General features: G+C 48.2%; 27 protein-coding genes. 17 read left to right on the top strand and 10 right to left on the bottom strand.

What is annotated here, in order from left to right; all coding sequences use genetic code 11:
- The first annotated feature begins 47 nt into the window (after positions 1-47).
- Positions 48-1538, top strand: a complete 1491-nt coding sequence (locus N836_RS46945) for a CPBP family intramembrane glutamic endopeptidase (protein ID WP_023071621.1) — start codon at positions 48-50, stop codon at positions 1536-1538.
- A gap of 36 nt (positions 1539-1574) precedes the next feature.
- Here N836_RS46945 and fghA read toward each other — a convergent pair whose 3' ends face one another.
- Complete coding sequence (fghA, locus tag N836_RS46940; protein WP_023071620.1) at positions 1575-2435, bottom strand: S-formylglutathione hydrolase; 861 nt, start codon at positions 2433-2435, stop codon at positions 1575-1577.
- A gap of 48 nt (positions 2436-2483) precedes the next feature.
- On the opposite strand from fghA, the gene N836_RS46935 reads away from it, so the two are divergent.
- From N836_RS46935 to N836_RS73005, 6 genes are all read left to right on the top strand, one after another.
- Positions 2484-2717, top strand: a complete 234-nt coding sequence (locus N836_RS46935; protein ID WP_023071619.1) for a hypothetical protein — start codon at positions 2484-2486, stop codon at positions 2715-2717.
- 108 nt (positions 2718-2825) lie between these two features.
- Entirely contained in the window at positions 2826-3689 is an 864-nt protein-coding gene (locus N836_RS46930) for a spondin domain-containing protein (RefSeq protein ID WP_023071618.1), read from the top strand.
- 166 nt (positions 3690-3855) lie between these two features.
- Positions 3856-4458, top strand: coding sequence for a sigma-70 family RNA polymerase sigma factor (locus N836_RS46925; RefSeq protein ID WP_031292038.1), 603 nt, complete (start codon positions 3856-3858; stop codon positions 4456-4458).
- Complete coding sequence (locus N836_RS73010; RefSeq protein WP_023071616.1) at positions 4458-5333, top strand: anti-sigma K factor; 876 nt, start codon at positions 4458-4460, stop codon at positions 5331-5333. The genes N836_RS46925 and N836_RS73010 overlap by 1 nt, the downstream gene beginning before the upstream one ends.
- A gap of 139 nt (positions 5334-5472) precedes the next feature.
- On the top strand, positions 5473-6339 hold the full coding sequence (locus N836_RS46920; RefSeq protein WP_023071615.1) for a vitamin K epoxide reductase family protein: 867 nt from the start codon (positions 5473-5475) through the stop codon (positions 6337-6339).
- Between the two features lie 126 nt (positions 6340-6465).
- Positions 6466-7233, top strand: coding sequence for a YdcF family protein (locus N836_RS73005; RefSeq protein ID WP_081716811.1), 768 nt, complete (start codon positions 6466-6468; stop codon positions 7231-7233).
- A 127-nt stretch (positions 7234-7360) separates the two neighbouring features.
- Here the strand turns inward: N836_RS73005 and N836_RS46915 are convergent, their stop codons facing one another.
- From N836_RS46915 to pntA, 4 genes are all read right to left on the bottom strand, one after another.
- Entirely contained in the window at positions 7361-7594 is a 234-nt protein-coding gene (locus tag N836_RS46915) for a DUF4926 domain-containing protein (protein WP_023071613.1), read from the bottom strand.
- A gap of 36 nt (positions 7595-7630) precedes the next feature.
- Positions 7631-7939 (bottom strand): DUF6883 domain-containing protein, encoded by a 309-nt coding sequence (locus N836_RS46910; RefSeq protein WP_023071612.1) that lies wholly within the window; start codon positions 7937-7939, stop codon positions 7631-7633.
- 110 nt (positions 7940-8049) lie between these two features.
- Positions 8050-9474 carry a Re/Si-specific NAD(P)(+) transhydrogenase subunit beta gene (gene pntB / locus N836_RS46905; RefSeq protein WP_023071611.1) on the bottom strand — a complete coding sequence of 475 codons (1425 nt, stop codon included), beginning with the start codon at positions 9472-9474 and terminating at the stop codon, positions 8050-8052.
- Positions 9475-9584: 110 nt separating this feature from the next.
- Entirely contained in the window at positions 9585-11210 is a 1626-nt protein-coding gene (gene pntA / locus N836_RS46900) for a Re/Si-specific NAD(P)(+) transhydrogenase subunit alpha (protein WP_023071610.1), read from the bottom strand.
- A gap of 836 nt (positions 11211-12046) precedes the next feature.
- Between pntA and N836_RS73000 the strand changes: the two genes are divergently transcribed.
- From N836_RS73000 to N836_RS46865, 9 genes are all read left to right on the top strand, one after another.
- The gene (locus N836_RS73000; RefSeq protein WP_161634942.1) at positions 12047-12652 is read left to right on the top strand and encodes a DUF2808 domain-containing protein; all 606 of its coding nucleotides are present in this window, start codon (positions 12047-12049) and stop codon (positions 12650-12652) included.
- Positions 12653-12750: 98 nt separating this feature from the next.
- The gene (gene rpmH / locus N836_RS74480) at positions 12751-12888 is read left to right on the top strand and encodes a 50S ribosomal protein L34 (RefSeq protein WP_071789030.1); all 138 of its coding nucleotides are present in this window, start codon (positions 12751-12753) and stop codon (positions 12886-12888) included.
- Positions 12889-12914: 26 nt separating this feature from the next.
- Positions 12915-13295, top strand: coding sequence for a ribonuclease P protein component (rnpA, locus tag N836_RS0137420; protein WP_031292032.1), 381 nt, complete (start codon positions 12915-12917; stop codon positions 13293-13295).
- Entirely contained in the window at positions 13285-13674 is a 390-nt protein-coding gene (locus N836_RS46890) for a PH domain-containing protein (RefSeq protein ID WP_023071607.1), read from the top strand. Before rnpA ends, N836_RS46890 begins: the two co-directional genes overlap by 11 nt.
- A 248-nt stretch (positions 13675-13922) precedes the next feature.
- On the top strand, positions 13923-15212 hold the full coding sequence (gene yidC / locus N836_RS46885) for a membrane protein insertase YidC (protein WP_023071606.1): 1290 nt from the start codon (positions 13923-13925) through the stop codon (positions 15210-15212).
- Positions 15213-15267: 55 nt separating this feature from the next.
- Positions 15268-15789: a Jag family protein gene (locus N836_RS46880; protein WP_023071605.1), complete on the top strand. Its 522-nt coding sequence runs from the start codon at positions 15268-15270 to the stop codon at positions 15787-15789.
- Between the two features lie 98 nt (positions 15790-15887).
- Entirely contained in the window at positions 15888-16391 is a 504-nt protein-coding gene (locus N836_RS46875) for a YceD family protein (protein ID WP_023071604.1), read from the top strand.
- Between the two features lie 15 nt (positions 16392-16406).
- Positions 16407-17921 carry an AAA family ATPase gene (locus N836_RS46870; protein ID WP_023071603.1) on the top strand — a complete coding sequence of 505 codons (1515 nt, stop codon included), beginning with the start codon at positions 16407-16409 and terminating at the stop codon, positions 17919-17921.
- 107 nt (positions 17922-18028) lie between these two features.
- On the top strand, positions 18029-18520 hold the full coding sequence (locus tag N836_RS46865) for an SH3 domain-containing protein (RefSeq protein WP_023071602.1): 492 nt from the start codon (positions 18029-18031) through the stop codon (positions 18518-18520).
- A gap of 14 nt (positions 18521-18534) precedes the next feature.
- Here the strand turns inward: N836_RS46865 and N836_RS46860 are convergent, their stop codons facing one another.
- Together N836_RS46860 and N836_RS46855 are read right to left on the bottom strand one after the other, a co-directional pair.
- On the bottom strand, positions 18535-19455 hold the full coding sequence (locus tag N836_RS46860) for an NAD(+) kinase (protein WP_023071601.1): 921 nt from the start codon (positions 19453-19455) through the stop codon (positions 18535-18537).
- A 33-nt stretch (positions 19456-19488) separates the two neighbouring features.
- Entirely contained in the window at positions 19489-19914 is a 426-nt protein-coding gene (locus tag N836_RS46855; RefSeq protein WP_023071600.1) for a c-type cytochrome, read from the bottom strand.
- Positions 19915-20067: 153 nt separating this feature from the next.
- Between N836_RS46855 and N836_RS46850 the strand changes: the two genes are divergently transcribed.
- The gene (locus N836_RS46850; protein ID WP_023071599.1) at positions 20068-20823 is read left to right on the top strand and encodes a hypothetical protein; all 756 of its coding nucleotides are present in this window, start codon (positions 20068-20070) and stop codon (positions 20821-20823) included.
- Positions 20824-20853: 30 nt separating this feature from the next.
- Here the strand turns inward: N836_RS46850 and kaiC are convergent, their stop codons facing one another.
- From kaiC to N836_RS46840, 3 genes are all read right to left on the bottom strand, one after another.
- On the bottom strand, positions 20854-22410 hold the full coding sequence (kaiC, locus tag N836_RS46845) for a circadian clock protein KaiC (protein WP_023071598.1): 1557 nt from the start codon (positions 22408-22410) through the stop codon (positions 20854-20856).
- 197 nt (positions 22411-22607) lie between these two features.
- Positions 22608-22910, bottom strand: coding sequence for a circadian clock protein KaiB (gene kaiB / locus N836_RS0137415; RefSeq protein ID WP_031292023.1), 303 nt, complete (start codon positions 22908-22910; stop codon positions 22608-22610).
- A 77-nt stretch (positions 22911-22987) separates the two neighbouring features.
- Positions 22988-23839 carry a circadian clock protein KaiA gene (locus tag N836_RS46840; RefSeq protein WP_031292021.1) on the bottom strand — a complete coding sequence of 284 codons (852 nt, stop codon included), beginning with the start codon at positions 23837-23839 and terminating at the stop codon, positions 22988-22990.
- Between the last annotated feature and the right edge of the window lie 277 nt (positions 23840-24116).

Here is a 24116-nt window from a genome sequence, read left to right as displayed (position 1 = left end):
ATAAAGGGAGCAAATGCGATAATGCCTAGATTGTCTTTTGATTTCTAATGACGCTAAAGCGGGTTGTTTTATCAATTTTGACCGGCCTTGTCGCGCTGGTGTTAGCTTCATCGTTGTACGAAAGCTTTTCCCAGCCTCAGGTGACAGGGCAGCTGCAGCTTTATCAGAGCGATCTGCTTTTACAAGCGTCTGAGTGGGACGAGCTAGAAAGTGATGAATTTAAGCAGCTGGGCAACGCCTTACTGGGGGCTAAACCGCTGGAGACCGTAGCCAAGCAATACAAGTCGGTGCGTCAGGAAGCGATGGCCGGGGTGGCGCGATCGCAAAAACAACTCGAAAGTCAAAACAATGACTCCAATCCCCAGCTTGAGAAATTTGAAACTGCTATCACCCAGCAGCAAACGCTGATCAATGAGATTGACCTAAAGCTAGGCATCATTGCTACCCAGCAAAAAGATATCAATGAAGTCCGCCAGCGTTTGCTGCCATTGGCTGAAGGCGATAGCTCAATTGCTGATGTGGCCACCGTTGTGTTGGGATTATGGGAGACCTCGCCAACGATTACCCCAATGACTGAAACCGTTATCAGTAGACAGCTTAATGGCTGGTTTCAGTATCGGGCTTTAGAACAGCTTTATACCTTAGACGACCGTTCTGTCGACCTGACACAGCTACAGGCGCAAGAACAAGCCGCTGCTCAATCCAAGCTAGTGAAGTTAGTCGCTGTTGGCACTGCCCCTGTTGTTGGCTGCATCATCGGATTGGGGCTACTGATTTTTCTGGGGGTGCAGGTGGCTACCCGTCGAGGAGAATCGTTGTTGGGTAAAGCGCTCTCAGCGTGGGATGTGCCCTGGGACGGTGAAATTATCTGGCAGGTGCTGATTGTTGGCTTTTTCTTTGTTGGTCAGCTGCTAATCCCGTTTGTGCTGCAGCTCTCGGGCATGAGCTTTGCGGCCACTAGTAGTCGTGGACGGGCTCTGTATGCCATGATTTTTTATCTGCTAATGTCCGTTAGCGGGATTGCCGTGCTGGTGGGCTCGATTTGGGCTTATCGACCCCTACCCAAAGGCTGGTTTCAATTTAAGCTATTTGGCCGTTGGCCCCTATGGGGAGTCGGAGGCTATTTAGTTGCTTTGCCCTTAATGATCGCAATCTCAGCTTTAAATCAGCAAATTTGGCGAGGCCAGGGGGGCAATAATCCTCTGTTGCAGACGGTATTACAAGAAAGCGACAGCGTTGCCTTATTGCTGTTTTTTCTCACTGCTGCTGTGGCCGCTCCTCTATTTGAAGAGGTGCTGTTTCGTGGGTTTTTACTCCCCTCCCTCACACGCTATATGCCAGTTTGGAGTGCGATTTTGTTGAGTAGCTTGATTTTTGCTGCTGCTCACCTGAGTCTTTCAGAGGTGCTACCGCTGACGTTGCTTGGCACGATTTTGGCATGGGTGTATGCGCGATCGCGAAATCTACTCTCCCCGATGTTGATTCATAGCCTGTGGAATAGCGCTACCCTAGTCGGCCTCTTTTTATTAGGCAACTAAGCTGCAGCTTATTAGGCAACTAAGCTGCAGCGCTTCTTAATCGCATAACATCGCAGCATGGTGTCTGATGTGATCTTCCATAAAGGTGGCAATAAAGTAGTAGCCATGGTCATACCCTGGTTGCATTCTTAGGGTTAACGGTTGTCCTGCGGCTGCGCATGCGGCTTGGAATGCCTCAGGTTTGAGTTGCTGCTGTTCTAGAAAGGGGTCGGCTGCACCTTGGTCAACTAAGATAGGTCGTTTTGACTGAGCCCGTTGTTTGACTAATTCACTAGCGTCATAAGCGGCCCAGCTGGTTTGATCGTCTCCTAAATACTTGCCCAATGCCTTTTGACCCCAGGCGCATTGCATGGGGTTGCTGATCGGTGCAAAGGCAGAGATTGACTGGTATTTCTGAGGATTGCGGAGGCCACACACTAAGGCCCCGTGACCGCCCATGGAATGGCCAAAGATACCCTGCTTGGCATTCACCGAAAAATTCTTGTGGATGAGCCCTGGCAATTCCTCGGTCACGTAGCTATACATGCGGTAATTTTTGACCCAGGGCGCTTCAGTCGCATCTACGTAAAAGCCAGCGCCGCTGCCAAAATCCCAGCCTTCTTCGTCAGGGACATCCTCGCCACGGGGGCTGGTGTCTGGAGCTACCAGCATGAGCCCGTATTGAGCGGCGTAGCGCTGGGCACCGGCTTTGGTGATGAAATTTTGCTCAGTGCAAGTCAGTCCTGATAGGTAATAAAGCACCGGCACTGGTTGGGTTTTTGCCTGGGGGGGCAGGTAAACAGCAAACGTCATGGAGCATTGGCACTGTTCAGATGGATGACTGTAGATGCTGACGGTGCCACCAAAGCAGCCATGCTGACTGGTTAGTGTCAGAGTGTTGGTCTGGGCGTTGGCCATAGAAAGTTCTTTGGGGTTGCTGGTATTACTATCGCATTCAGCATTTTCTTGGCAACCGATGGTGAGAAATTCGAACAAATGGTTTGGGCGGGAGCAGAGATTGCAATTGCGATCGCCAGGTCATTTCTCGGCGAATACCCTTATCAGGTGCTGAGTCAACATCCAAGGGCTCAGGGCTTTCTCAGATACTCCTTATTTTTGTTACAGCCTTCTCAGTGGTTTCTCAAAACCCCCTCAGCAGAAAATTACGCTACCCATCAAAAATCCTTATCGGGGGGATAACCTCATCTGCGTCAGACGAGTTTGACAGCTGTAGCTCCTTCTACAGAAAACCATCGCTCTCGACGTCAGCCAGGTTGATATTTCCGCTGAAGTTTTATAGCTCTATCTATGAATATGTTTGCGCTTTTCTCCCGCCATCGGCTGGCTACGGCTGCTGTCATCAGCATCGGAACTATGACTGCCATGGCAACAGCGGCATCTGCGGCCACGCTCAAAGTAACGATCGAAAACCTAGCGCCGACTAACGGTAGCTTGCTGACACCGGCATGGGTTGGCTTCCATGACGGTACGTTTGATCTATACGATCTCGGTGAATCACTAGATGCTTTTCCTGGATTCGAGGAGCTGGTGGAAGATGGCAACAACGAGCCCCTGACAGCCGATTTTGCTACCCGTCAGCCTAATGGTGTACAAGGTACGTTGCTTAGTGATGGTCCACCTCCTTTGGAAGTGGGTGAATCGACCAGTTTTATTTTTGATGTTGATGCTAGCAATCAATATTTCAGCTATGCGTCGATGGTGTTGCCCAGTAATGATGCATTTATTGCAAACGGTAATCCCCTAGCCCATGAGATTTTTGATGATGAGGGTAACTTTCTGGGGGCCGACTTTATTGTCTTAGGGTCTGAGGTCAATGACGGTGGCACTGAGGTGAATGATGAATTGGCTTCTAGTACGGCATTTTTGGGCCAATCGGCTCCCAATACAGGGACGGATGAAAATGGGGTAGTGACGTTTCATCCCGGATTTATCCCCGGTGGGCGCATTTTAACGACTACTGACTCTAGTCCGTTTAATGGTTTGCCCTTGAACTTTACGGGGGCCGATTTTACTGCCCCTGGCTATCAGGTGGCTCGTATTACTGTTGAGCAGGTAGATGTACCTGAGCCGGGGACTATTTTGGGTTTGGTGGCCGCTGTTGGTTTAGTATTTGCCAGTCGCAAGCGTAGACAGGCGACCTCACATAACTAGCACACAATTATCCTGACAAATTAAGTCCAGAGGGGAGAGCATTTGCTCTCCTTTTTTTGATGCTGCCTGCGATACCGTTTGCGGGCTCTAGATTTTGGGGTTTTGGAGAAGTGCATCCGATATGAATTGGCAGACGTATACCTAATGAAAACCGGCTAGTGAACTTGTGACTCGGGCAATAGATGCGACAAATCAAGCTGTTCGATCGGTGATGGAGCATAAGGCGGACGGTGCCCTAGTGGCTCGTTTATGGGAAGGGGATGTGTCGGCGTTAGCGAGTCTTTATGATCGCTACGGCAGTTTGGTGTATGGCATCGCCCTCAAAGGATTGCAACGAGTTTCTGAGGCTGAAGATTTGACGCAGGAGGTTTTTCTGAGGCTGATGCGTACTCGGTCCTATAACCCCCATCGAGGTTCCCTTGCTAGCTATTTGACTACGGTCACCCGTTCACGGGTGATTGATCGGCTGCGAGCCCAATCAACTCAGCAAAAGTATTTGAATCAATGGCATCAAAATCAGTCCGGCGTTGACGCGGCTACCCCCATGAAGCACATTACTCAGCAAGAACAGCGTGCCTTGGTGCGTGAGGCGTTGACCACCTTAAAGGCACAACAACGAGAGGTACTGGAACTGAGTTATTACGAGGGCCAGTCCCAGCGTGATATTGCAGAACGCTTAGGTGTGCCTCTCGGGACAGTGAAGAGCTGGGCCCGACGAGGTTTGTTGCAGCTGCGTAAACAGTTAGATGTGCTGAAGGAGGATTTGTAATGACTGCACCCCTTTCGCCCCAAGAGATTCAAGAGCTGACTGCTGGGTATGTGCTCGGTGATTTAACCTCGTCGGAGGCGGAAACGTTTCGGAGTTTACTGGCTGAACAGCCAGAGTTGCAAGCAGAAGTCACCTCGTTGCAAGAGGCACTGGCGATGATGCCCTATGGACTGGATGAGGTGGAACCGGAGCTGGAATTGCGATCGCAAATTCTCTCAGCTGCCCAAGCCGAACTTGCCCACCAGCTAACTGCTACCCCTCAAAAACCCAAAAAGCGGTTGCGACTGCGACTGCCATGGGCAATGAGTACGGTGGCGGCTGGATTTGCGATCGCGTTTGGTGTAGCCAATCTGCATCTCAACAACCAGGTGCGTAGCCTCCAGGCTCAGTATCATCAGCCCGAGCTAGCAGATACGCCAGCTTCGGCTGGTATTCATCAAACTTGGTCGGGGCTAAGTCAGCTACTACAAGACCACCAGCGTTCTCTAACAAACCCTGAGGGACCTGTTGATTTTGTAGTGCAGCAGCCGGGCGAAATCCTGGAGCTACTGCAGGGATTTCAAACCACAGTGGCTGCATTGCCGCTGATTCCAAGCAAACAAGGACTGCTGCTAGGCGGCAGTAATTGCCAGCTTGGCGAAACCTCAGGATTGCGTCTCACCTATCGGCTAGAGACAAATCAAACTGTATCTGCCTATCAATTGGCACTGGCTGAGGAAGAATTTCCTGAATTTCAGTCAGCACAGCTTACTTTGCAACAGCCTGATGGCACTGGCATTGTCCTTTGGCGTGATGAGACTTATCTCTATGCCTTAGTGGCAGAACTGCCGATGTCAGAGTTGCAAAATTTGGCCTACGCGATTGAGGGTACGTAGGGAAATGAGTTCTAGATTTTGAGCTGTAGATTAGCGGCCTTGTTACTTAGAACACTCTAGGGGAAGGATGCAATCTGACAACTCAAAACTGGTAACTCAACGCTAAATTGAGCCGTTTATTCAAAAACACTTACGACCAATGCCACGTAAACGTAAACAACCAACCACCTGGATTCATCGTAATTCCCGCTATCTGATTGCCGGTGTGTCCGCTGCCGGGATGCTATTGGCTATCGGCTGCATGCTTAAGGGCAATAGTGCTTTAGCAGGAAGTGCCTATGTGCGTCTAGGCGGGCTGTCGCTGCCATTGCTGGGTGCGATCGCATACTTCCTTATGGGGGCATTTGCCATTGGACCCGTAGTTACCAAAAACAAGTCTTTAGAAGGCCCCACCTGGCTGGGGTTATTTATTGGTAGTACTGCAATGACCATCTTCAGTGGTTATTTGCTCTACGTCATGTTTGGTGTATTGCAAGAGGCCTGTGTCCCTTGCTTATTATCAGCCTTACTCAGCATGGGTCTGTGGGGGCTGACCCTGGTGGGTAATCGTTGGGACAGCTTTGGCCAGTTATTGTTACCCGGTATTTCAGTAGCCCTGGCTGCGACGATTGCCACCACCGGTTTGTATGCCTACGCGCAAAACCCTGACACCTTTACCGCTGGCAACCCACCACCAGCAGTAGAGACCACTTCAGGTGATTCAGAAATTGCCCTAGCTAAGCACTTAACCGCTATCGGCGCGAAGAAGTATGGCGCTTGGTGGTGTCCCCATTGCCATGCCCAACAAACCCTCTTCGGTAAGCAAGCAATGGAGCACATTGACTACATCGAGTGTGATGAAGAAGGCATAGACCCACAGCCGAATGCTTGTCGGACAGCGGGTGTTCAAAGTTATCCCACCTGGGAAGTCAATGGCCAGGTTTATGCTGGAGTTCAGTCACTACAGTCCTTAGCAACAGCGTCTGGCTACACTGGTCCACAGGATTTTACAAATCAAACGCCTTAACGTCGGAGTCAGGATATTGCTCTCAGCTATCCTTACCCTGATGTCTTGAGTTCCAACATGTATCAATATAAAAGCGCTCATTCCTGGGAATGAGCGCTTTTTGTTGGCTAACTATACTTTGTCGCTATGCATTGCCCTCGGTGCAACCATTCCTCAGTGCAACCCCATGGAGCCCAGGCTAAATTTCCACAACCCTATCAATGCAAAGCCTGCCAGCACATTTTTTATCCATCGGTACGGCAGGCGCTGCGCTGGCTAGTGAGTATTTTGCTAGTTGTGGGGCTATCACCCTGGTGGATAAATCGAGGCTTGCGAGTTCTGGTGACCCAGCCAGATAAAGGAGAATCTGTAGATGCCATTGTTGTTCTAGGAAGCGGGACCGGCTATAACGAGCAGCGGGCCAAGGCAGCGGTAGAACTGTGGAAAGCAGGGCGAGCACCCCATATATTTATGAGCGGTGCTCACGACGCACCGATTCTTGTTGATCTTGCTCAAAAAATGGGAGTACCGGCTGCACAGTTAAGTGGTGAAGCCTGTGCAGCGACCACCTGGGAAAATGCCTTTTATACTAAGCGGTATATGGCTTTGGAGCAGGTCCCCTCAGCTCAGCCTAAAATTTTGCTGGTGACCGATGGGTTACACACTGGTCGATCGACATTGCTCTATCGCAATTTTGGATTTGAGGTTGTTTCCCATCCAGTCAGGCTAGAGTTTTCACAATGGCGGAAGCATATAATCCGTGAGTTCTTAGCCATCATGTACTACGTTAAAACTAAGAAGCTGCTACCACCCACGCCTGATGATTATCAACGGGCCGATGCGACGGCAGAGAAGAGAGTGGTGGATTGGCAGTGCCTAGATATGGAGAAAGCCTTTATCCCAGAAAATAGATAACTGCTAGCCCGCTAACACCTGCGCCGCAGTCCAATTAAGTTCTGGAAATAGCTGTGACTCTAGCTGAGGGACCTGTACCACAGTTGATTGCAATAAAGAGCTTTTTCATTGGAAAGCTAGCCAAACCTTAGGCTGCCATAGGCTCGTAGAACAGAAGCATGAGCTTATTTTCAGGAATAGTTTCCATTGCATAAGTATGGCCATCATCATCAGCAAAGTCGATCAAGTAAAAGTTGTTTTCAACTGTCATCAAGACAGTTCCTACTTGACCGCATCGTAGGCGCAAAGGTTGTTTAGTTTCTTGATGCTCAGCTTCGATTTCTTCGGTTAGAGCTACAATGTCGTACTCATTAAGTGTCATTGCTAACCTCCTATTTTCTTACGGGATAAGTATTGGTTAACCTAGGCAATGTTTCCCTGTTCGAATAATCCAGCAGCTCAGGACCCAAGATGCGCCAAACGTAGTTTCCAGATAAAACTTGATGTTGTATTGCTGCCCAAATTCATTATCGCAACGCAAGATAGCTCCTTGCGTTGCAGCTGCATTAAGTAATGCTGCTTCTAAAATTAATTTATTGGCTAATGTGATGCCTAAACGTTTACGAAATAGTGCAGCTTTATCCTTACCCTTGTGATGTTTAAAGTTTAAGCAGTAGCGTTCTAACTTATCGCCCAGTATTGCTTGTTCACCATTGGGTAACCGCATTCGCAATAAGATGATAGACCCTATGCCAGATTTCCCAGCACAGGGTCAAAGTCATAAAGCCAAAGACTAGTTATTCAGATTGTTCTTGAGGCTCGAAGTAAGTTTTTTGCCTAAGCAGTTGCCAATTTAGGTTGCTCAGTCGTAGATTCTTGCAAGCGACCCAAAATCGCATTGGTGTTGGCTTTTGCATCACCAAACAGCATCTGGGTGTTGTCCTTAAAGAACAGTGGATTAGCTACACCTGCATAGCCAGCTGACATGCCGCGCTTCATCACTACCACATGGCGCGCTTTCCAAACTTCCAACACCGGCATTCCAGCAATTGGGCTATCTGGATCTTCCATAGCGCTGGGGTTCACCGTATCGTTGGCACCGATCACTAACACCACATCGGTTTCAGGGAAATCGTCATTGATCTCATCCATTTCCAACACGATGTCGTAGGGCACATTAGCCTCTGCCAGTAGCACATTCATGTGGCCTGGTAAACGACCGGCTACGGGGTGAATACCAAATCGCACATTGACGCCACGCTTCATTAATAGCTGCGTAATTTCGGAGACTGCATGCTGTGCCTGAGCCACGGCCATGCCATAACCAGGGGTGATAATCACACTCTGAGCATCGGCTAGCAGTTCAATTGTGCCGTTGACATCAATTTCGCTGGCGGTGCCTTCAACGCTCTTGCTGCTACCTTTGCCAGAGCCTTGACCAAAGCCACCGAGAATTACGCTAAAGAAGGAGCGGTTCATGGCTTTGCACATGATGTAGCTGAGGATGGCTCCGCTGCTGCCCACTAATGCACCCGTGACAATCAGCAGGTCATTGGAGAGCATAAAGCCTGCAGCGGCAGCGGCCCAACCGGAATAGCTGTTGAGCATGGAGATCACTACGGGCATATCAGCACCACCAATGGCGGCGACTAGGTGGATGCCCAGGATAGATGCGATCGCAACCATTCCCAACACATAACCAAAGCCATCCGTACCCTCAGCGGCCATAAAGCCAACGCCCAATACCACCGTGCCAAGCAGCATGGCAATATTGAGCAAATGACGCGCTGGTAACATCAGCGGTTTGCTACTAATAATTGCCCGCAACTTGCCAAAGGCGACCACAGAGCCCGTAAAGGTGACTGCCCCGATAAAAACGCCAATATAAATTTCCAACTTGTGGATCGTTTCTTCAGCGCCTACCAGGTCGACATCGGGCTGTAAATAGCTAGCTACACCAACCAGCACTGCTGCCAATCCCACAAAGCTGTGGAGAATTGCCACCAGCTCAGGCATTTCGGTCATTTCTACACGGGATGCAACCAGGCCACCGATGGCTACTGCAGGTAGGATTGCCGCTACTAGTAGACCGTAAGCGGTTAATTGAGAACTTAAAGCTGTGGCCACCAGGGCAATGACCATACCAATAATGCCGTAGACATTGCCACGTTTGGCGGACTCCTGGTTAGAAAGACCACCCAAACTGAGAATGAAGAGCACAATGGCAACCAAATAGGCTACCGCAACAAGATTGTTAGACATGAAACGAAACTTGTAGAGAACTGTCTGTGAGCGTCCCCTTCGACTCCGCTCAGGGAACGCCAATCAAAAACGTTAGCTTCGACTCCGCTCAGCTAACGACAGGAAGTGATCTATTTCCGAAACATCTTCAACATCCGCTGGGTCACTAAGAAACCACCTGCGATATTGATCGTGCCGATAAAGATTGCGATCGCACCCAAAATGACTGTGGGTGACATCGGTTCGCCTGAAATTTGCAACATGCCGCCGATGATGATGATGCCGCTGATGGCATTAGTCACACTCATCAAGGGAGTATGCAACGACGGGGACACATTCCAAATCACCTGCCAGCCAACGAAACAAGCCAGGACGAAGACGGTGAAGTGGGAGAGGAAGGACGAGGGCGCGCTAATACCAATACCGACTAAGGCTAGGGCTGCGATCGCAACCCCAATCCATGTCCAGGGCAATGAAAATTTAGGTGCAGCTGGTACATCCGGTTCAGCCGTCTTAGCAGGTTCCTCAGTCTTCGTTTCAACCTTAGGTGGCGCAGGTTTTTCAGGTCTGGGTGCAGGCCAAGTGACCTGACCTTCATGACTCACTAAGGCACCCCGAACCACCTCATCGTCGAAGTTCACGGTGTAGCCTTCAGCCCCACCCATGTCATTTAACAGGTGGTACAAGTTCATGCCGTAAAGCTGGCTAGATTGTCCCGCCATCCGGCTAGCCAAATCTGTTAGCCCAACGATGGTGACCCCATGGTGGCGATAAACTTCACCAGCGCGACTGACTTCGCAGTTGCCACCTTGCTCAGCCGCCATATCGACGATGACTGAGCCCGGTTTCATTAGCTCTACTGTGTCTTTAGTTACCAGCAGGGGTGCTTTTTTACCAGGAATCAAGGCGGTAGTAATAATAATGTCTACCTCTTTAGCCTGCGCAGCGAAGAGGGCCATCTCTGCCTCGATGAACTCCTTACTCATCACCTTGGCATAGCCACCAGAACCGGTGCCATCTTCTGTAAAGTTCAGCTCCAGAAACTCGGCACCCATACTTTCGACTTGCTCTTTCACCACAGGTCGAGTGTCAAAAGCTCGGACAATTGCCCCCAGACTTTTGGCGGCACCAATAGCTGCAAGACCGGCTACACCAGCGCCAATGACCAGTACCTTAGCGGGAGGAACTTTACCAGCTGCCGTGATCTGACCAGTAAAAAAGCGACCAAAGTTATTTGCGGCTTCAATGACGGCTCGATACCCGGCTACATTGGCCATGGAGCTGAGGGCATCCATTTTCTGGGCACGGCTGATGCGGGGCACCGAATCCATGGCCAGGGCAGTCACCTGTTTGGTGGCTAACTGGTTGAGCAAATCAGGGTTCTGGGCAGGCCATAGAAAGCTAATTAGGGTTTGACCACTATGCACTAGTTCGGTTTCGCTACAGTTCAGCTCGGGGTGATGTCCTGGTGGCTGAACTTTGAGGATGATGTCAGTCTGTTGCCACAGCTCTATAGCGTTGGCAACTACCTGACAGCCTGCCTCACGATAGGCTTGGTCTGAGAACTCGGCCCGTTCTCCAGCCCCCTGCTCTATCACCACATCGAATCCAAGAGCCTGAAGTTTTTTGACCGTTTTAGGAGTAGCGGCTATACGACATTCTCCGTCTGTAACTTCTTTTGGAATGCCGATGCGCTTTGGAGGTTTTGGATGTGACGTTTGTTGGTCAACAGCACTTTGATCGAGTGCAATGGTCATAGTGATCCTTTTAGTTAACTAACTGGGCTAACGATTGTTGTAAAAACACTATGGAGTTGGGATCGTCTTTGATCTCAATCCGACAGGAATAACTTTAGATTTAGTGGTTTTACTTAACTTAAAAATGGGTCATTATACTGACGCATAAATGGTCATTTCCAATACGTCTATTGGCAGTTAACTCCTTTGGAAGCAAAGGGATATCAGTGATTTTTTAGATGCACAAATTAGATAATGCTAGATTGACTTCAACCTTCATCAAGCTTGAAAAACATGATTTCAAGTCGCTTGAGATTGCTTGAAGTGTTCACTCAGCTTTGTAAAAACAAATTTTAAGCCTTTAGCAGAGAGTGCTAAGCGTACTTTAATTTTGTCGATTTAAATATTGAAAAGTGCGCACTTCTTCATGAAGGTTTATCTTTTTTGACGGAAATCTAAATTAGACAAGTTCTGGAAAAGTTTTGTGCCGAAACTTATAAGTGATGCTGATAGTTGCTCTGAGTTAAAAAGTGAATTTGAAGCTGGAGTTGCTGACTATGTTGTTGCTGTTCATAGTCATTTAGAGCTAACAACTTTGTCTTTAAGTTGAGTGTGCTAATCTTAAGAAAAATTTTGTTCCGTAAATTTACAGGCTCTAGTTGGATTAGGGAGCGTTGCTTGGCAGTTCTCTTGGATGGAGAAGATGCCTGCTGAGTTAACTCTGCTAAGGCCTTCTAGAGCAGTATTTTTATGGAGCCAATCATGTAAACCGTCCCCAGTGCCGAAGCAGAGGGCCAGCGTGCATGATAGTTCTAGATGAGTTCTGCTTTATTACTTGTGAGCTTGAGGAGTTAAAAATGGCGCTAAAACAGTTGATCCGCCTGGGCTTAATTGGCTTAGCGATGTCGGTAGCCACTACAGTCGGGGTGAATGTGCCTACTTTGGCCCAGCAAGATATCTATGACTCTGATGGTCTCAACATCATTGGAGGGGTAGAGTCACGATACCGTCTGTCCTATAGTTTGGACAACAATAGTCCTCGTAATACTCGCGCCAGTTATTTGTTGGAAGTCAAAGGAGACAAGGTTGACTCTGCTGTTTCTGCGCTGATTGTGACTGTGCCTGAGGCGTTCTCTCGATATAGAGGGCGTATTGACTTAGACCGCATTAAAGTGCGCTATGGTCGCATCGGTAATGTGGGCGAGGAGATTGCGATTGAGGAAGTGCTTTGGGACGATCGGGTCTTTAGCGGAGCCAATGATTTGTCTGAGGACCTGGACAAGCTTGAAATTTATCTGGCTGAAGATATCCCGGCCAACACGTCGTTCGTAATTGACTTTGAGAAGGTCCGTAATCCTAATCGGGCACTGATGCAGCGGGTAAATCTGCAGGTGGTCCCTCGTGGTGAGGAGCTGGCTACGTATATCGGTACTTGGGAAATGTTGATCGCTTATCAGGATTAGATTAACTTTTCAGCCCTAGCTCTAACGTGTTACTATCGAAAGCCGCGCTGAATGGGCGCAAGTAGTATTTTGTTTGAGCAGACCTAGGAGCAATCTCCATGACTAAGCGCACCCTCGGCGGTACCTCTCGCAAGCGTAAGCGCGTTTCTGGTTTTCGTACGCGCATGCGTACAACAAATGGCCGGCGTGTTATTCAAGCCCGTCGTAAAAGAGGTCGTGCTCGTCTAGCTGTTTAGAGTCTAGCTGAGCTGCGATCGCATCTGTGGCATTACCAAGGCAGTACCGACTACGCTCCCCGCGTTCGTTCTCCAAGGTTTATCGTCATGGAAAACGTGCCGCCAAGCGTTATCTAGCCATTAAAGCCCTAAAAAATCCGTCACCCGACGAAAGTCTATCTAGTGGACCTTCGTCGGGTTTACGTTTTGGCGTTTCCATTAGCCGTAAAGTGCATAAGCGAGCTGTCGTGCGCAACCGCATTAAACGCCAAATTCATGCAGCTCTTGGACGGTTGCTACCCAGGGTTTCTGGAGACTGGTGGATTGTTATTAATGTCCGAACGACAGCAACAGCCTGCGAATATAACGAATTTTTGCGAGAATTAGAAAAGTTATTGATAGAGCTGGAGGTGCTGCATGGCAATTAAGGAGGAGGTTTACTACGAGGGTGGACCTCATATTGGCGATTTAATTTTTCACTGCGTATTGGCAATTACAGTAGTGTTCATTCCTCTGACCGTTGGGTCGATCATTCGGGCCTTATGGGTTCGCTATCGCATTACCAGCCGTCGTATTTCCGTCACAGGTGGCTGGCTGGGGCGTAATCGTACCGATCTAATCTATTCGGAAGTCACACGAGTCGCTGTTATACCTCGTGGTTTTGGGCTGTGGGGAGATATGGCTGTGCAGCTCAAAGACGGTAGTCGTTTAGAGTTACGCTCTCTGCCTCGTTTTCGCGAACTCTACGACAAAATTACCGAGCACATCTCCTCTAAAGCTAGAGAAGCGAGTGGTCTAACTGCCTAGATATCGATTTTGAAAGTTATGGGTTAGGCACTGTTTTTACTCTGGTCGGCCAATAAAACAAGACTAAAGAACCATAACTTTCTGCTCGGGGCTAAATTGGCAATAACCGTCTGTTTAGCGGTGGAAGACCGATCCTAAGCTTCTTTACCTAGGTGAAATAACTACTCCTTTTTTGCAGTGAATAACCCTAAGACCTGCAATATTCAGATACATTAGAGTTCGGTATGCAATTTGCTCGGTAAGCGCGCATGGATTTCGGTATTGGATTTCTGACGAACAACATAATGCTGCCAATCCTAGATTTTTTCTATGGGATTGTGCCTAGCTATGGTTTAGCCATTGTGGCTTTAACTCTTCTAATTCGCTTTGCGCTTTACCCGCTTAATGCTGGGTCAATTCGCAACATGCGTCGTATGAAGATTACCCAGCCTCTGATGCAGAAGAAGGTGAAGGAAATCCAAGAACGATATAAGGATGATCCTGCAAAGCTGCAAGAGGAGATGGGCAGTGTTTACAAGGAGTTTGGTAATCCTTTGGCAGGCTGCTTCCCGGTAGTCCTGCAGATGCCTATCCTCTTTGCGTTGTTTGCCACGTTGCGTGGATCACCGTTTGCAGACATTACCTATCCTGTAAATTTGCAAATTTTGCCCCAGGCTGAGATTGAGCAAGTCCAGCCTCAAGCATTTGCCGCCAAGCAGTCCAATTTGTATCTGGCTGACGGCGAGCATTTTCCTGTTTCTGCAGTTTTGCCTGGCGGTAATCGCATTGGTGTTGGCGATACAGCTGTCGTTCGCTTGCAAACTCCCGATGGTCAATCGGTGCAGCAGCTTGCTGATAAATATGCTGAGGACCCATCCGTCTTTTCACCTATGTGGGAGGTGACTAAGGGGCAAGACTTGATCAAGATTGATGAAAAAGGTCAAATCACAGCTGTAGCTCCTGGCGATGTCACCGTTCAGGCAAAGGTTAAAGGATTAGCTGCCAATAAAGGATTTTTATTCATTGAAGAGCTGGGTCGTGTCGGTGCCCTTGGAGATAACGGTGAAATTCACTGGGATATCCTTGGCATGATTTTGTTCTTTGGTATCAGTCTCTACGTCAACCAGCTTCTATCGGGACAATCTTCCAGCGACAATCCTCAGCAAGAGACCATTACTAAGCTGACTCCGGTATTGTTCTCAGGCATGTTTTTGTTCTTCCCCTTGCCTGCTGGCGTCTTGCTCTACATGGTTTTGGCCAACGTTTTCCAGACAGCTCAGTCGTTTATCTTGTCTAAAGAACCCTTGCCTGAAAACATTCAAGCATTGGTTGATGCGCAGGAAACGAAGGCGACGGTCAGTGCTGACCGAGGTGCATTGGCATTTGAACCCGGTTCTAGAAAAACTACTGCTGCTGATAAAGGCAAACGTAGTGATCAGGCTAAGTCTACAACCAAGGGTTCTACTAAGGCCAATAAGTCTAGCTCTAACCGTTCTAACCGTTCAAAGGGTAATAAGAAATCTGGCGGCGGCTCTAAAAAAAAGGTCTCTAACCGATAGAGGACGGTACACTTGTGAATGGCATAAAAAGCTCTAGAACAGGTGTGAGTAACTTATGGGCGAGCAACAAGATCAAAGTGGTATTCAGTGGCTATCGCAATTATTAGAGCATCAGGGGCTTGAGGCGAGTGTAACTGGTCAACATGTAGATGATGAACTAGGCGATAGTAGCTTTTGGCTGACCATTGAGGATGACTCTTTGACCCAGGCTCAGGTTGATGGTTTGTTAGGTGATCGTGGTCGCGTCTTAGATGCCATCCAATACTTAGCGAATACAGTCTTAAATATTGGTCAGGAGCCTGATGCGCAGCAGTCCTATACGATTGAGTTACAAGGCTATAGGCAACAGCGCCGAGACGAACTCAAAGCCATTGCCGAAAAGGCGGCTGAACAGGCGCTGGCCACCGGTGAAGAGCATGAGGTAACTGATTTATCGTCCGCAGAGCGACGTCAGGTACATACGTTTCTCAAGGCCTATGGTGGTTTAGAAACTTTTAGCCGGGGTCGCGAACCTGATCGTCGTTTGGTGGTACGTGCACTAGGGGGTTTAGAACCGGCCAATGGTGAAGACGAGTGATAGTCGTATTTGATGAAAACCTACAAGCGATTGGTTTTCACGATGTCAGCAATCTACAAAGTTAGTTTTTGGCCCTTCTCAGCAATATGCAGCGGCCCATGCAACGGATATATATTCCTCATTTGACTAAAGATCCGAGTAAGACTCGGACCATTGAGGTTCATGATTATCTAAGTGGTCTAGAGACTCTGACGCCAGTAAAGGGGCGTATTCAGGTTCAGCACCGTGGCAATTTTCTAGAAGTCTCAGCGCAGGCTGAGGCCATCATTACTCTGAACTGCCATCGATGCTTGCAGAACTATAATGCTCGTGTTCAGGTCGATACTTCCGAATTTATCTGGCTGCAGGATCCTCAACCTGAGGAGTACGCTGAAGAAGTCGAAGTTAGCTTTGATGACCTTGTGGAGACCTTGCCACCCCAAGGTCATTTTGAACCAGCTAAGTGGCTCTATGAACAGTTCTGTCTAGCAATACCTCAGCGCCAGCTATGTGATCAGACTTGTGAGGGAATTGCGAATCCACTAACCTCTGATGAGACTTCGACAGAGACCGATCAACGCTGGGCGGCTCTCTCTGCTTTGAAGCAACAACTTTCCGATTAGTCCAGTTAGTTTCCTATGGCATTTTACGAGGAGTTGGGGCTGCTTATTCGGGCACGCTACCCGTTGATTTATATTCCTACCCGCGAAGAAGAACGGGCGGAGGAATCGATTGCCAAGGTTGCCGCTAACACTGGTAATCGGGCTGTTTATGTCTGGGATTTTGTCGATGGCTATCGCGGTAATCCCAATGATGTTGGTGCTGGACGTCGAAATCCATTGCAGGCTCTAGAGTTTGTTGAGAAGTTATCTCCTGCGGCTTCGGCGGTTTTAGTTCTGCGCGATTTTCATCGTTTTTTAGACGATATTGCTATTTCGCGCAAGCTTCGTAATCTTGCCAGATTACTCAAATCTCAACCCAAGAATGTGATTATTTTATCGGCGCAGTTGGCAATTCCTGATGAACTCAGTGAGTTGCTCACGGTGCTTGAATTTCCGTTGCCGACTGTTGAGGATATTCAGCGCGAAATCGAAACTTTGCTGGGAGCCATGGGCAATTTACCAGAGCCTAAAGCAATGGATGCATTGGTGCGTTCTTGTCAGGGCCTTTCCATGGAGCGTATTCGGCGAGTACTAGCACGGGGAATTGCGGCTAATGGAGCGTTTAGTCCTGATGATATTGACCTGATTTTAGAAGAGAAGCGTCAAACTATTCGTCAGACTCAAATTCTAGATTTCTACCCTGCCACAGAAAAAATCTCTGATATTGGTGGTTTGGATAATTTGAAGGACTGGCTGATTAAGCGTGGCGGCTCATTTTCTGAGCGGGCTCGTCAGTATGGGTTGCCTCATCCGCGCGGGTTAATGCTAGTGGGGATTCAGGGGACAGGTAAGTCTTTGACCGCTAAAGCGATCGCACATCACTGGCATCTGCCGTTATTGCGGTTAGATGTTGGGCGGTTATTTGCTGGTTTGGTGGGTGAGTCGGAGTCGCGGACGCGGCAGATGATTCAGCTGGCCGAGGCGTTAGCTCCCTGTGTGCTTTGGATTGATGAGATTGATAAAGCGTTTGCTGGGTTTGAAGGCCGGGGTGATTCTGGCACTACAAGCCGTGTGTTTGGCACCTTTATTACCTGGCTATCGGAGAAGACATCGCCTGTATTTGTGGTAGCAACGGCCAATAATATTGCGGCGCTACCTCCAGAGTTGCTGCGACGTGGACGATTTGATGAAATTTTCTTTGTGGGATTGCCCAGTCAGGCTGAGCGGGATGCGATCTTCAATGTGCATCTGAGTCGGCTGCGTCCCCATAATGTCAAAAGCTATGACACCAGTCGTTTGGCCTATGAAACGCCTGATTTCTCTGGGGCTGAAATTGAGCAGGCGATTATTGAGGCGATGCACATTGGCTTTAGTCAAAATCGTGATTTCACTGTCGATGACATTTTAGAGGCGGCTAGTCAGCTAGTGCCCCTAGCCCGTACGGCTAAGGATCAGGTGGATGCGCTTCAGGCTTGGGCGGCATCGGGTAAGGCGCGGCTGGCGTCACGGCAGTCGATGTTAAGCGATCGCATGAAAGATTTAGAAGGTTAGCGCTCTAGAATCAGCATTTATACTCTAGGCAAGCATTAGTTAGTTATCGAAAAATACGGTATAACCGTAGGACACTCTGTGAGTATCCCTGATTTTCTACAGCAGCTATGGTATCCAAGCAGTTTACCCTGCAAAATTTGTTAGTCGGTTTCTCCAAGTTTATCTGTGGGGTTGCGATCGCATTATTTGTGATATCTCTAGCTGGGGTAGCAACGGCCCGATATTTTTTGACTCAGCTGTCAAGCTTGCCAGAGCGTCCGGTCTATGAAAATGACCTACCTGCCGCTCAACAAGCTAGTGATGCTAGTCCGGACGCAGCAGCATCCCAAGAAGCTGCCCCCGAGCAACCTGCTGCAGTTCAAGTCAGCGCACCTGAACCGTCACCGGTTGAGGTCAAAGTGCTATACAAGGCGGTCGTTACCTATGGCACTGGATTGCTGGTACGAGCGGGTGCAGGAGCAGACTATGAAACCATCGACGGCATAGACTACAACGAAACCGTAGAGGTTTTAGAAGAGTCGGGTCGTTGGTTTAAGGTACGTACGGGTAGCGGTGTAGAGGGTTGGATTAAAGGCCAGGGTAATACGCAGCGAATTTAAAGATTGGCAGCTTCTTAGTTGCGATGGTTATTGGTGTAGTTGATCCGAGCCCCTGCCCACAGGAGTTTATTCCGCAGCGTCTGATAATAAGACTGATTCTGACGCAGCAGCACAAACTTGGCCATATGTTCCGCCATCCAAATATCGACCCGTTGCCCTGGCCATATAGAAGTAGCCATAACGCCATCCATCCACAGTTTTGTGGTCATCGCCGGGTCAGCTAGAGGCCAAATACTCACCACACTGCCAGAAGGAATTACCACCGGTCGACTGGATAAACTTAGGGGACAGATCGGTGTGACCACAATGGCATCCATACCGGGATGCACAATGGGACCATTGGCAGCCACCGTGTAGCCTGTGGTTCCAGTGGGTGTGCTAACTAAAAGGCCGTCACCCTGGTACTGATCGACCACTTCTCCATCAATTTCCATTTCTAAAATCGAGGTGATCATACGGTCAGGCGAGGCGGGCTTGACACACATTTCATTCAGCGCCCAGTAAATCTCACTAAGCGGTTCACGATTACTACGATTGCCTTCGTGAATACAAGCGCCTAGCATCATCCGCTGCTGAACGGCATAGCGATCTGCCAACAGACGGTCGAGAATTACCTCAAAATCATCAATTTCATCCGATGATTCGGTGAGGAAGCCTAGATGTCCCCCCACGTTCACCGCCAAAATCGGAATTTTTTCTGGGGCTAAATGGCGGGCGGCAGCGAGGGCTGTACCGTCACCGCCAAGCACTATAGCTAGGTCAATGGGTTGCTGGGCTGACGCCAGAAATACTGGGTAAGGGTTATCTTTGGGTCCGCTGGGGCCGAGCAATATATGGGCACCGCGTTTTTCTACCTGCTGAGCGCACTTTTCGGCCCAACTTTTGCTTTGGGGATTGCCTGCTTTATGGACAATGATGACTTGTTTAAGCTGCACGGCGAGGTGGGAAATAGCCTGTCAATATTTAGATTACTTTGTTGGTTTCCAGTTAACTGCCGCTTGCTCTAAGACATAGTTTGCCAGACGAGTAACTTCATCTTCACTAAGTCGATCACCGTAAGCGCTCATAAGACCTTTCCCATTAGTGATGAGGGTTGCGATCTCATCCACAGAGTCATAGCCATAACGCTTGAGAGCCTTTTGCTTTAAATTTTTGCTGCGACGGATAATATTGGCTCCATTCGGATGACAGCCGGCACAATTTACCTCAAATAGTTCAACTGAGGTATCTGCCCAAGCAACAGGGATACTGCTCATCCATAGGCTGACTATTAAAGAACACATTAGATAGCCTAGGAGCAGTCGCTTTAGTTGAGTCCAAAACGGTGGCAGTGTTTTTGGCAGGGTGAGCAGCAGTTGAGAAACTAACGCGGGGCTAGATGTAGGTACCGGCATTCAAATCAAAAATTAGGGGTGAAGGGCTAAGCAATTTGCTTCCCATAGTAATGGCTTGCGGACAATGAGTTTCAAAGAACTTCAGCCTAGTTTTGTGGGCTGATGGAAGCGTTAAACTGTGAAAGATTTCAGTGTAGGCAGGCACACCACACCATGAAAAAAGCAGCATTATTAATCGGTCTGATGGTTTTCTCAGCCGTGGCTGGTGGCAGTTTTGCCTATGGCTGGCACAGCGTTACCAATGGCTCTAGTGCCAGACAGACAGACAGAATAGTGGTTGCACCAGCAGCGGCTGAGCGAGCTGTTGCCAGTACAAGCAACAGCCCTTCATCAGAGGCTGATGCGCAGTCGTCCCCTTTAAATCATGGCTCCAGTGAGCTGTCTATTAACCAGCCGCTGTCTAGCATTGTTGGTGAAAAGGGTCAGATTAGCTTGACTCTGGACCAACTTCAGTTAAGCCAGCTAGTCAATGATGCTCTCTTGAGTCAACCCCAGGCGGCTCAACTTTTGGCTAATGCACAATCGTTACAGACTATTCTCAAAGGCGATCGCATCGAAACAGGAGCCGTACTAAACCTGGCAGAACTGCCTCGGGACGGATTATCGGATGAACTGCAAGCAGGTTTAGATCAGCTTATGCAAGCCGTGCCCATGTTAACCAACCGCGACATTTATATCGGCGTCATCGCCCGTCCCCAAGTGCAGGATGGTCAAATTAGCTTAGATCAAGACCTGGGGCTGAGAATAGGGCAGTTTACTCTTCCCCTAGCTGATGTAGCCGAACAGCTAGGGTTTTCAACCCATGAAATAGAGCAACGGCTCAATGATCTGCTGAATCAGCAAGGACTGACCCTGGACAATATCGAAATTTTGAACGAGCAACTGGTGATAACCGGCATGAAACCCTAGTATCCTTGCCGTTGCCAGTCCCCAGATTTCTTATTCCGGATCGCTAGGCTGTACACCTTTCATAATGCGAGATAGTTCACTTTTCTCATCCACCGATACCCGAGTCGGTGAGCCGCTGATGATCCGCTCAAGATTACGGAAAGAGTCCTTGATTTCTGGGCCATTGGCGCTAATTGTGTATTCCCGAATGGCTTTGTCATGCCATGAACCCCGCATCTTAAAGACGTTGATTGCTCGTGACATCTCACCGCGAATTTCCACATATTGCAACATTAAAATAGTGTCTGTAATTGTGGAAATATGGGAGTCCGTGATTGAATGGGAGCCCATAAACTGTTCAGTCGTATTGGTAAAGAAACCTGTGATTTCTTCCTGCTTGGCATAGCCAGTCACACCAATGACAAACTGACGGAAAGAATTATTGCTCACCCCGCGATCTAATGCCGAAAGAGAGTCAATCGCAATCCGGGACGGCTTAAAGTGGGCAATCTCAGACTTAATAATTTGGAGATGGTCCTCTAGGCCTGCAGACTCGGGATAAGCACAAATAATCTTGAGCAGTCCAGCTCGCTCCAGTTCCTCAAAATCAATTCCCCAAGAATAAGCGTTTCGCGAGAGTTGGGCCCTGGATTCCTCATAGGCAAAGAGGATCGCCCGCTCATTTGCTTGACAGCCATTTTCGATAAACTTGCTAACCAATAGGGTTTTACCCGTACCCGTTGCCCCAGTTGCCAGAATAATCGAATCCTTGAAGAAGCCGCCCCCACACATTTTATCCAATGTTTCTACCCCAGAAGACACACGGACATTGGATGAACGCTGAGTAAGGCGCATCGCCCCCAGTGGAAAAATATTGATGCCGTCCTGGGTAATCGTAAAGGGATACTCCCCTTTCATATGGGTGGTGCCCCGCAGCTTCAGAATTTCGATAGTGCGGCGACGACGTTCCCCTTCGAGCACATTGCGAACGATCACCACGTTATCTGATACGAATTCTTCTACCCCAAAGCGAGCGACGGGACCGTATTCATCTATTCGTTCGGTTGACATCAGTGTGGTTACGCCCATTTGCTTCAGTCGGGCTACCAGGCGAAAAATCTCGCGCCGGACCACACCAGCTGCATCATATTGCTGAAAAACAGCCGTCACCGAGTCAATTGATACCCGTCGAGCCTTATATTTGCGAATGGCATACTGAATGCGCTCAATCAGAGCAGAAAGATCAAAATTACCGACTATTTCCTGCCCCTCGGGATCGGGAGATGCATCCAATATAAATAGCTTGCCGTCGTCAATTAATTTCTGTAGGTCCCAACCAAAACTGCAGGCATTTTGAATAATGTCAGCCGGAGACTCTTCAAAGGTAACAAAGACACCAGGTTCATCAAAATCTGTAATGCCTTTGTATAGAAACTGAACAGCGATCAGGGTTTTACCAGTACCTGAGGTGCCACTTACAAGGGTGGAACGGCCAGCCGGTAGACCTCCATGACTAATGTCATCAAAGCCTTCCATCATGGTGCGAATTTTCTTAACGCCCGTCAAGGTACTATTCGAGGGGACTTTACCTTGAGAAGACTGAGTCATGGCTTAGTAAATTGACCTGTAAAAAAATACAACGAGAGGAAATAACATAACTAATATTTCAACAGGTTAAGTTGTCGAGAGCAAGCACTACAGCTAATTCTGCGTAAAGTATCGTCAGGATGCCAAGACACAATGCCATGATCCCGAAGCTCAAGTTTGTGTAATCTGTCAAACGCTATGCGAATTTAATAAGGGAGCTAATCATCTTCTCTCAGCTCATCATAGAGCAAGTCTAGCCCAATCAGAACACGTTCACGGTCAGACAGATCGCCGATGATTTTACGGACGGGAGGCGGCAAAATTTTTGCCAGGGTAGGTGTTGCTAGTATCTTGTCTTCTTCAGCCAGCTGCGGATTTTGTAAAACGTCAATCACCTTAAGCGCATAAACCCCCTGAAATTCTTCTTCCAATATGGTATTGAGCATTCTCAAGGCGCGAGTTGAGTTAGGTGTGTTTCCAGCAACGTAGAGTTTTAAGATGTAAGTCTTTTTATAGGCCATTGGAAGGCTCCCGAAAGTGTGGCGACTGTGAAGCATGAAGGCCCACAGATTTATCTGGGAAGTGTTGAATGCTATAACTAAATTTCACGGGGAATAGACCGACGATACATTTCACATAAATGAGCTAGCACGTCAATCAACGTCAGACGATAGTCCAGCAAAATTTCTTCGCTACGACCCTCCATATGGAGCTGCTTCGAAAAATTATCCATCAGTTCCATATGAATTTCGACAACCTTGGAGATGGAGACATCCGCAAAGAAAGCTAAATTCACATAGTCGTCAATACGCTGATTCAGGGTCTTATCGTCGGATGAAAAATAGCTCAGGATGATTTGGCGATAGTCTTGACGCAGCTGGTCTAAGAACTCATGACGCTCCTCCACGGTCATGTTGCGTACAAAATTTTGAGAATTTCGCTTGTAGTACACGCCCAAATAACCTAAGCGTTCTTGTAATTTTTCAGTCAAGCGCTGCTGCTGCAGACTTAATAGAAAGACACGGTTATCACGAGTATCCGTTGAAGTACTTGCATTATCAATCAAGGTATTTTGGCTGGCTGGCAGTTGCAAAAACTGATTGATTGCTTCGTGAACCTTACTTTCAATCGTATCTAGTTCTGCTGGGGTAACCTGAATAACTGCATCGTAATACTCAGCGGCGGTAGTTCGTTCACTCTGAGACGATATAACTAAAGTTGGCAGCAAAATATCACGCTCCCACAGCTCATTGAGCAATTCCGAGCTATCGTTAGCAGGTTGAACGACCAAACAATCAATCCGATGACGATTGCTAATGGTCCACTGCACAAACTCTGTTTGTGTTCTGCTCCAACTGATAGCAAATGGACTGTGAGCTAGCGTTTTTTTGAGAGACTCAGCCATAGAGGCTTGAGTCGTATAAATTCCAACCAGAAAGCGTGCAGCCAAAACCGAGACAAGTATTACGCAATGTGATTAATTTATTGCATTTTTTGAAAACTTGTTATTTATCTACGTGAACAATATTTTAAATTTTTATTTTCAAATAGCATATGAGCTTGAACATCTGTCAACCAAACGGTACATAGCATATGCCTTTATTGAAATTAAGGATATAGGCTATGGGCTACAGCCTCTTCAAATTTAAGTATTTTTTATTTGTGCTGTATTTCTGAGATTGTTTCTACTGGAGACACTGGCTAGCAAAATGCCAGTGTCGATCGTG

This window comes from Leptolyngbya sp. Heron Island J, from assembly GCF_000482245.1.
Lineage (GTDB): Bacteria > Cyanobacteriota > Cyanobacteriia > Phormidesmidales > Phormidesmidaceae > Leptothoe.
This window is presented reverse-complemented; position numbering and strand designations above follow the sequence as displayed.

Excerpts from the sequence above, each read along its gene's own strand:
- fghA (WP_023071620.1), bottom strand. The coding sequence starts at position 2,435 with ATGGCCAACGCCCAGACCAACACTCTGACACTAACCAGTCAGCATGGC.
- yidC (WP_023071606.1), top strand. The coding sequence starts at position 13,923 with ATGGATTTCGGTATTGGATTTCTGACGAACAACATAATGCTGCCAATC.
- N836_RS73005 (WP_081716811.1), top strand. The coding sequence starts at position 6,466 with ATGCATTGCCCTCGGTGCAACCATTCCTCAGTGCAACCCCATGGAGCC.
- N836_RS46880 (WP_023071605.1), top strand. The coding sequence starts at position 15,268 with ATGGGCGAGCAACAAGATCAAAGTGGTATTCAGTGGCTATCGCAATTA.
- N836_RS46930 (WP_023071618.1), top strand. The coding sequence starts at position 2,826 with ATGAATATGTTTGCGCTTTTCTCCCGCCATCGGCTGGCTACGGCTGCT.
- N836_RS46920 (WP_023071615.1), top strand. The coding sequence starts at position 5,473 with ATGCCACGTAAACGTAAACAACCAACCACCTGGATTCATCGTAATTCC.
- kaiB (WP_031292023.1), bottom strand. The coding sequence starts at position 22,910 with ATGGCCTATAAAAAGACTTACATCTTAAAACTCTACGTTGCTGGAAAC.
- N836_RS46875 (WP_023071604.1), top strand. The coding sequence starts at position 15,888 with ATGCAACGGATATATATTCCTCATTTGACTAAAGATCCGAGTAAGACT.
- N836_RS73010 (WP_023071616.1), top strand. The coding sequence starts at position 4,458 with ATGACTGCACCCCTTTCGCCCCAAGAGATTCAAGAGCTGACTGCTGGG.
- N836_RS46865 (WP_023071602.1), top strand. The coding sequence starts at position 18,029 with ATGGTATCCAAGCAGTTTACCCTGCAAAATTTGTTAGTCGGTTTCTCC.
- kaiC (WP_023071598.1), bottom strand. The coding sequence starts at position 22,410 with ATGACTCAGTCTTCTCAAGGTAAAGTCCCCTCGAATAGTACCTTGACG.
- N836_RS46870 (WP_023071603.1), top strand. The coding sequence starts at position 16,407 with ATGGCATTTTACGAGGAGTTGGGGCTGCTTATTCGGGCACGCTACCCG.
- N836_RS46850 (WP_023071599.1), top strand. The coding sequence starts at position 20,068 with ATGAAAAAAGCAGCATTATTAATCGGTCTGATGGTTTTCTCAGCCGTG.
- N836_RS46915 (WP_023071613.1), bottom strand. The coding sequence starts at position 7,594 with ATGACACTTAATGAGTACGACATTGTAGCTCTAACCGAAGAAATCGAA.
- N836_RS73000 (WP_161634942.1), top strand. The coding sequence starts at position 12,047 with ATGGCGCTAAAACAGTTGATCCGCCTGGGCTTAATTGGCTTAGCGATG.
- N836_RS46945 (WP_023071621.1), top strand. The coding sequence starts at position 48 with ATGACGCTAAAGCGGGTTGTTTTATCAATTTTGACCGGCCTTGTCGCG.
- pntA (WP_023071610.1), bottom strand. The coding sequence starts at position 11,210 with ATGACCATTGCACTCGATCAAAGTGCTGTTGACCAACAAACGTCACAT.
- N836_RS46910 (WP_023071612.1), bottom strand. The coding sequence starts at position 7,939 with ATGCGGTTACCCAATGGTGAACAAGCAATACTGGGCGATAAGTTAGAA.
- pntB (WP_023071611.1), bottom strand. The coding sequence starts at position 9,474 with ATGTCTAACAATCTTGTTGCGGTAGCCTATTTGGTTGCCATTGTGCTC.
- N836_RS46855 (WP_023071600.1), bottom strand. The coding sequence starts at position 19,914 with ATGCCGGTACCTACATCTAGCCCCGCGTTAGTTTCTCAACTGCTGCTC.
- rpmH (WP_071789030.1), top strand. The coding sequence starts at position 12,751 with ATGACTAAGCGCACCCTCGGCGGTACCTCTCGCAAGCGTAAGCGCGTT.
- N836_RS46890 (WP_023071607.1), top strand. The coding sequence starts at position 13,285 with ATGGCAATTAAGGAGGAGGTTTACTACGAGGGTGGACCTCATATTGGC.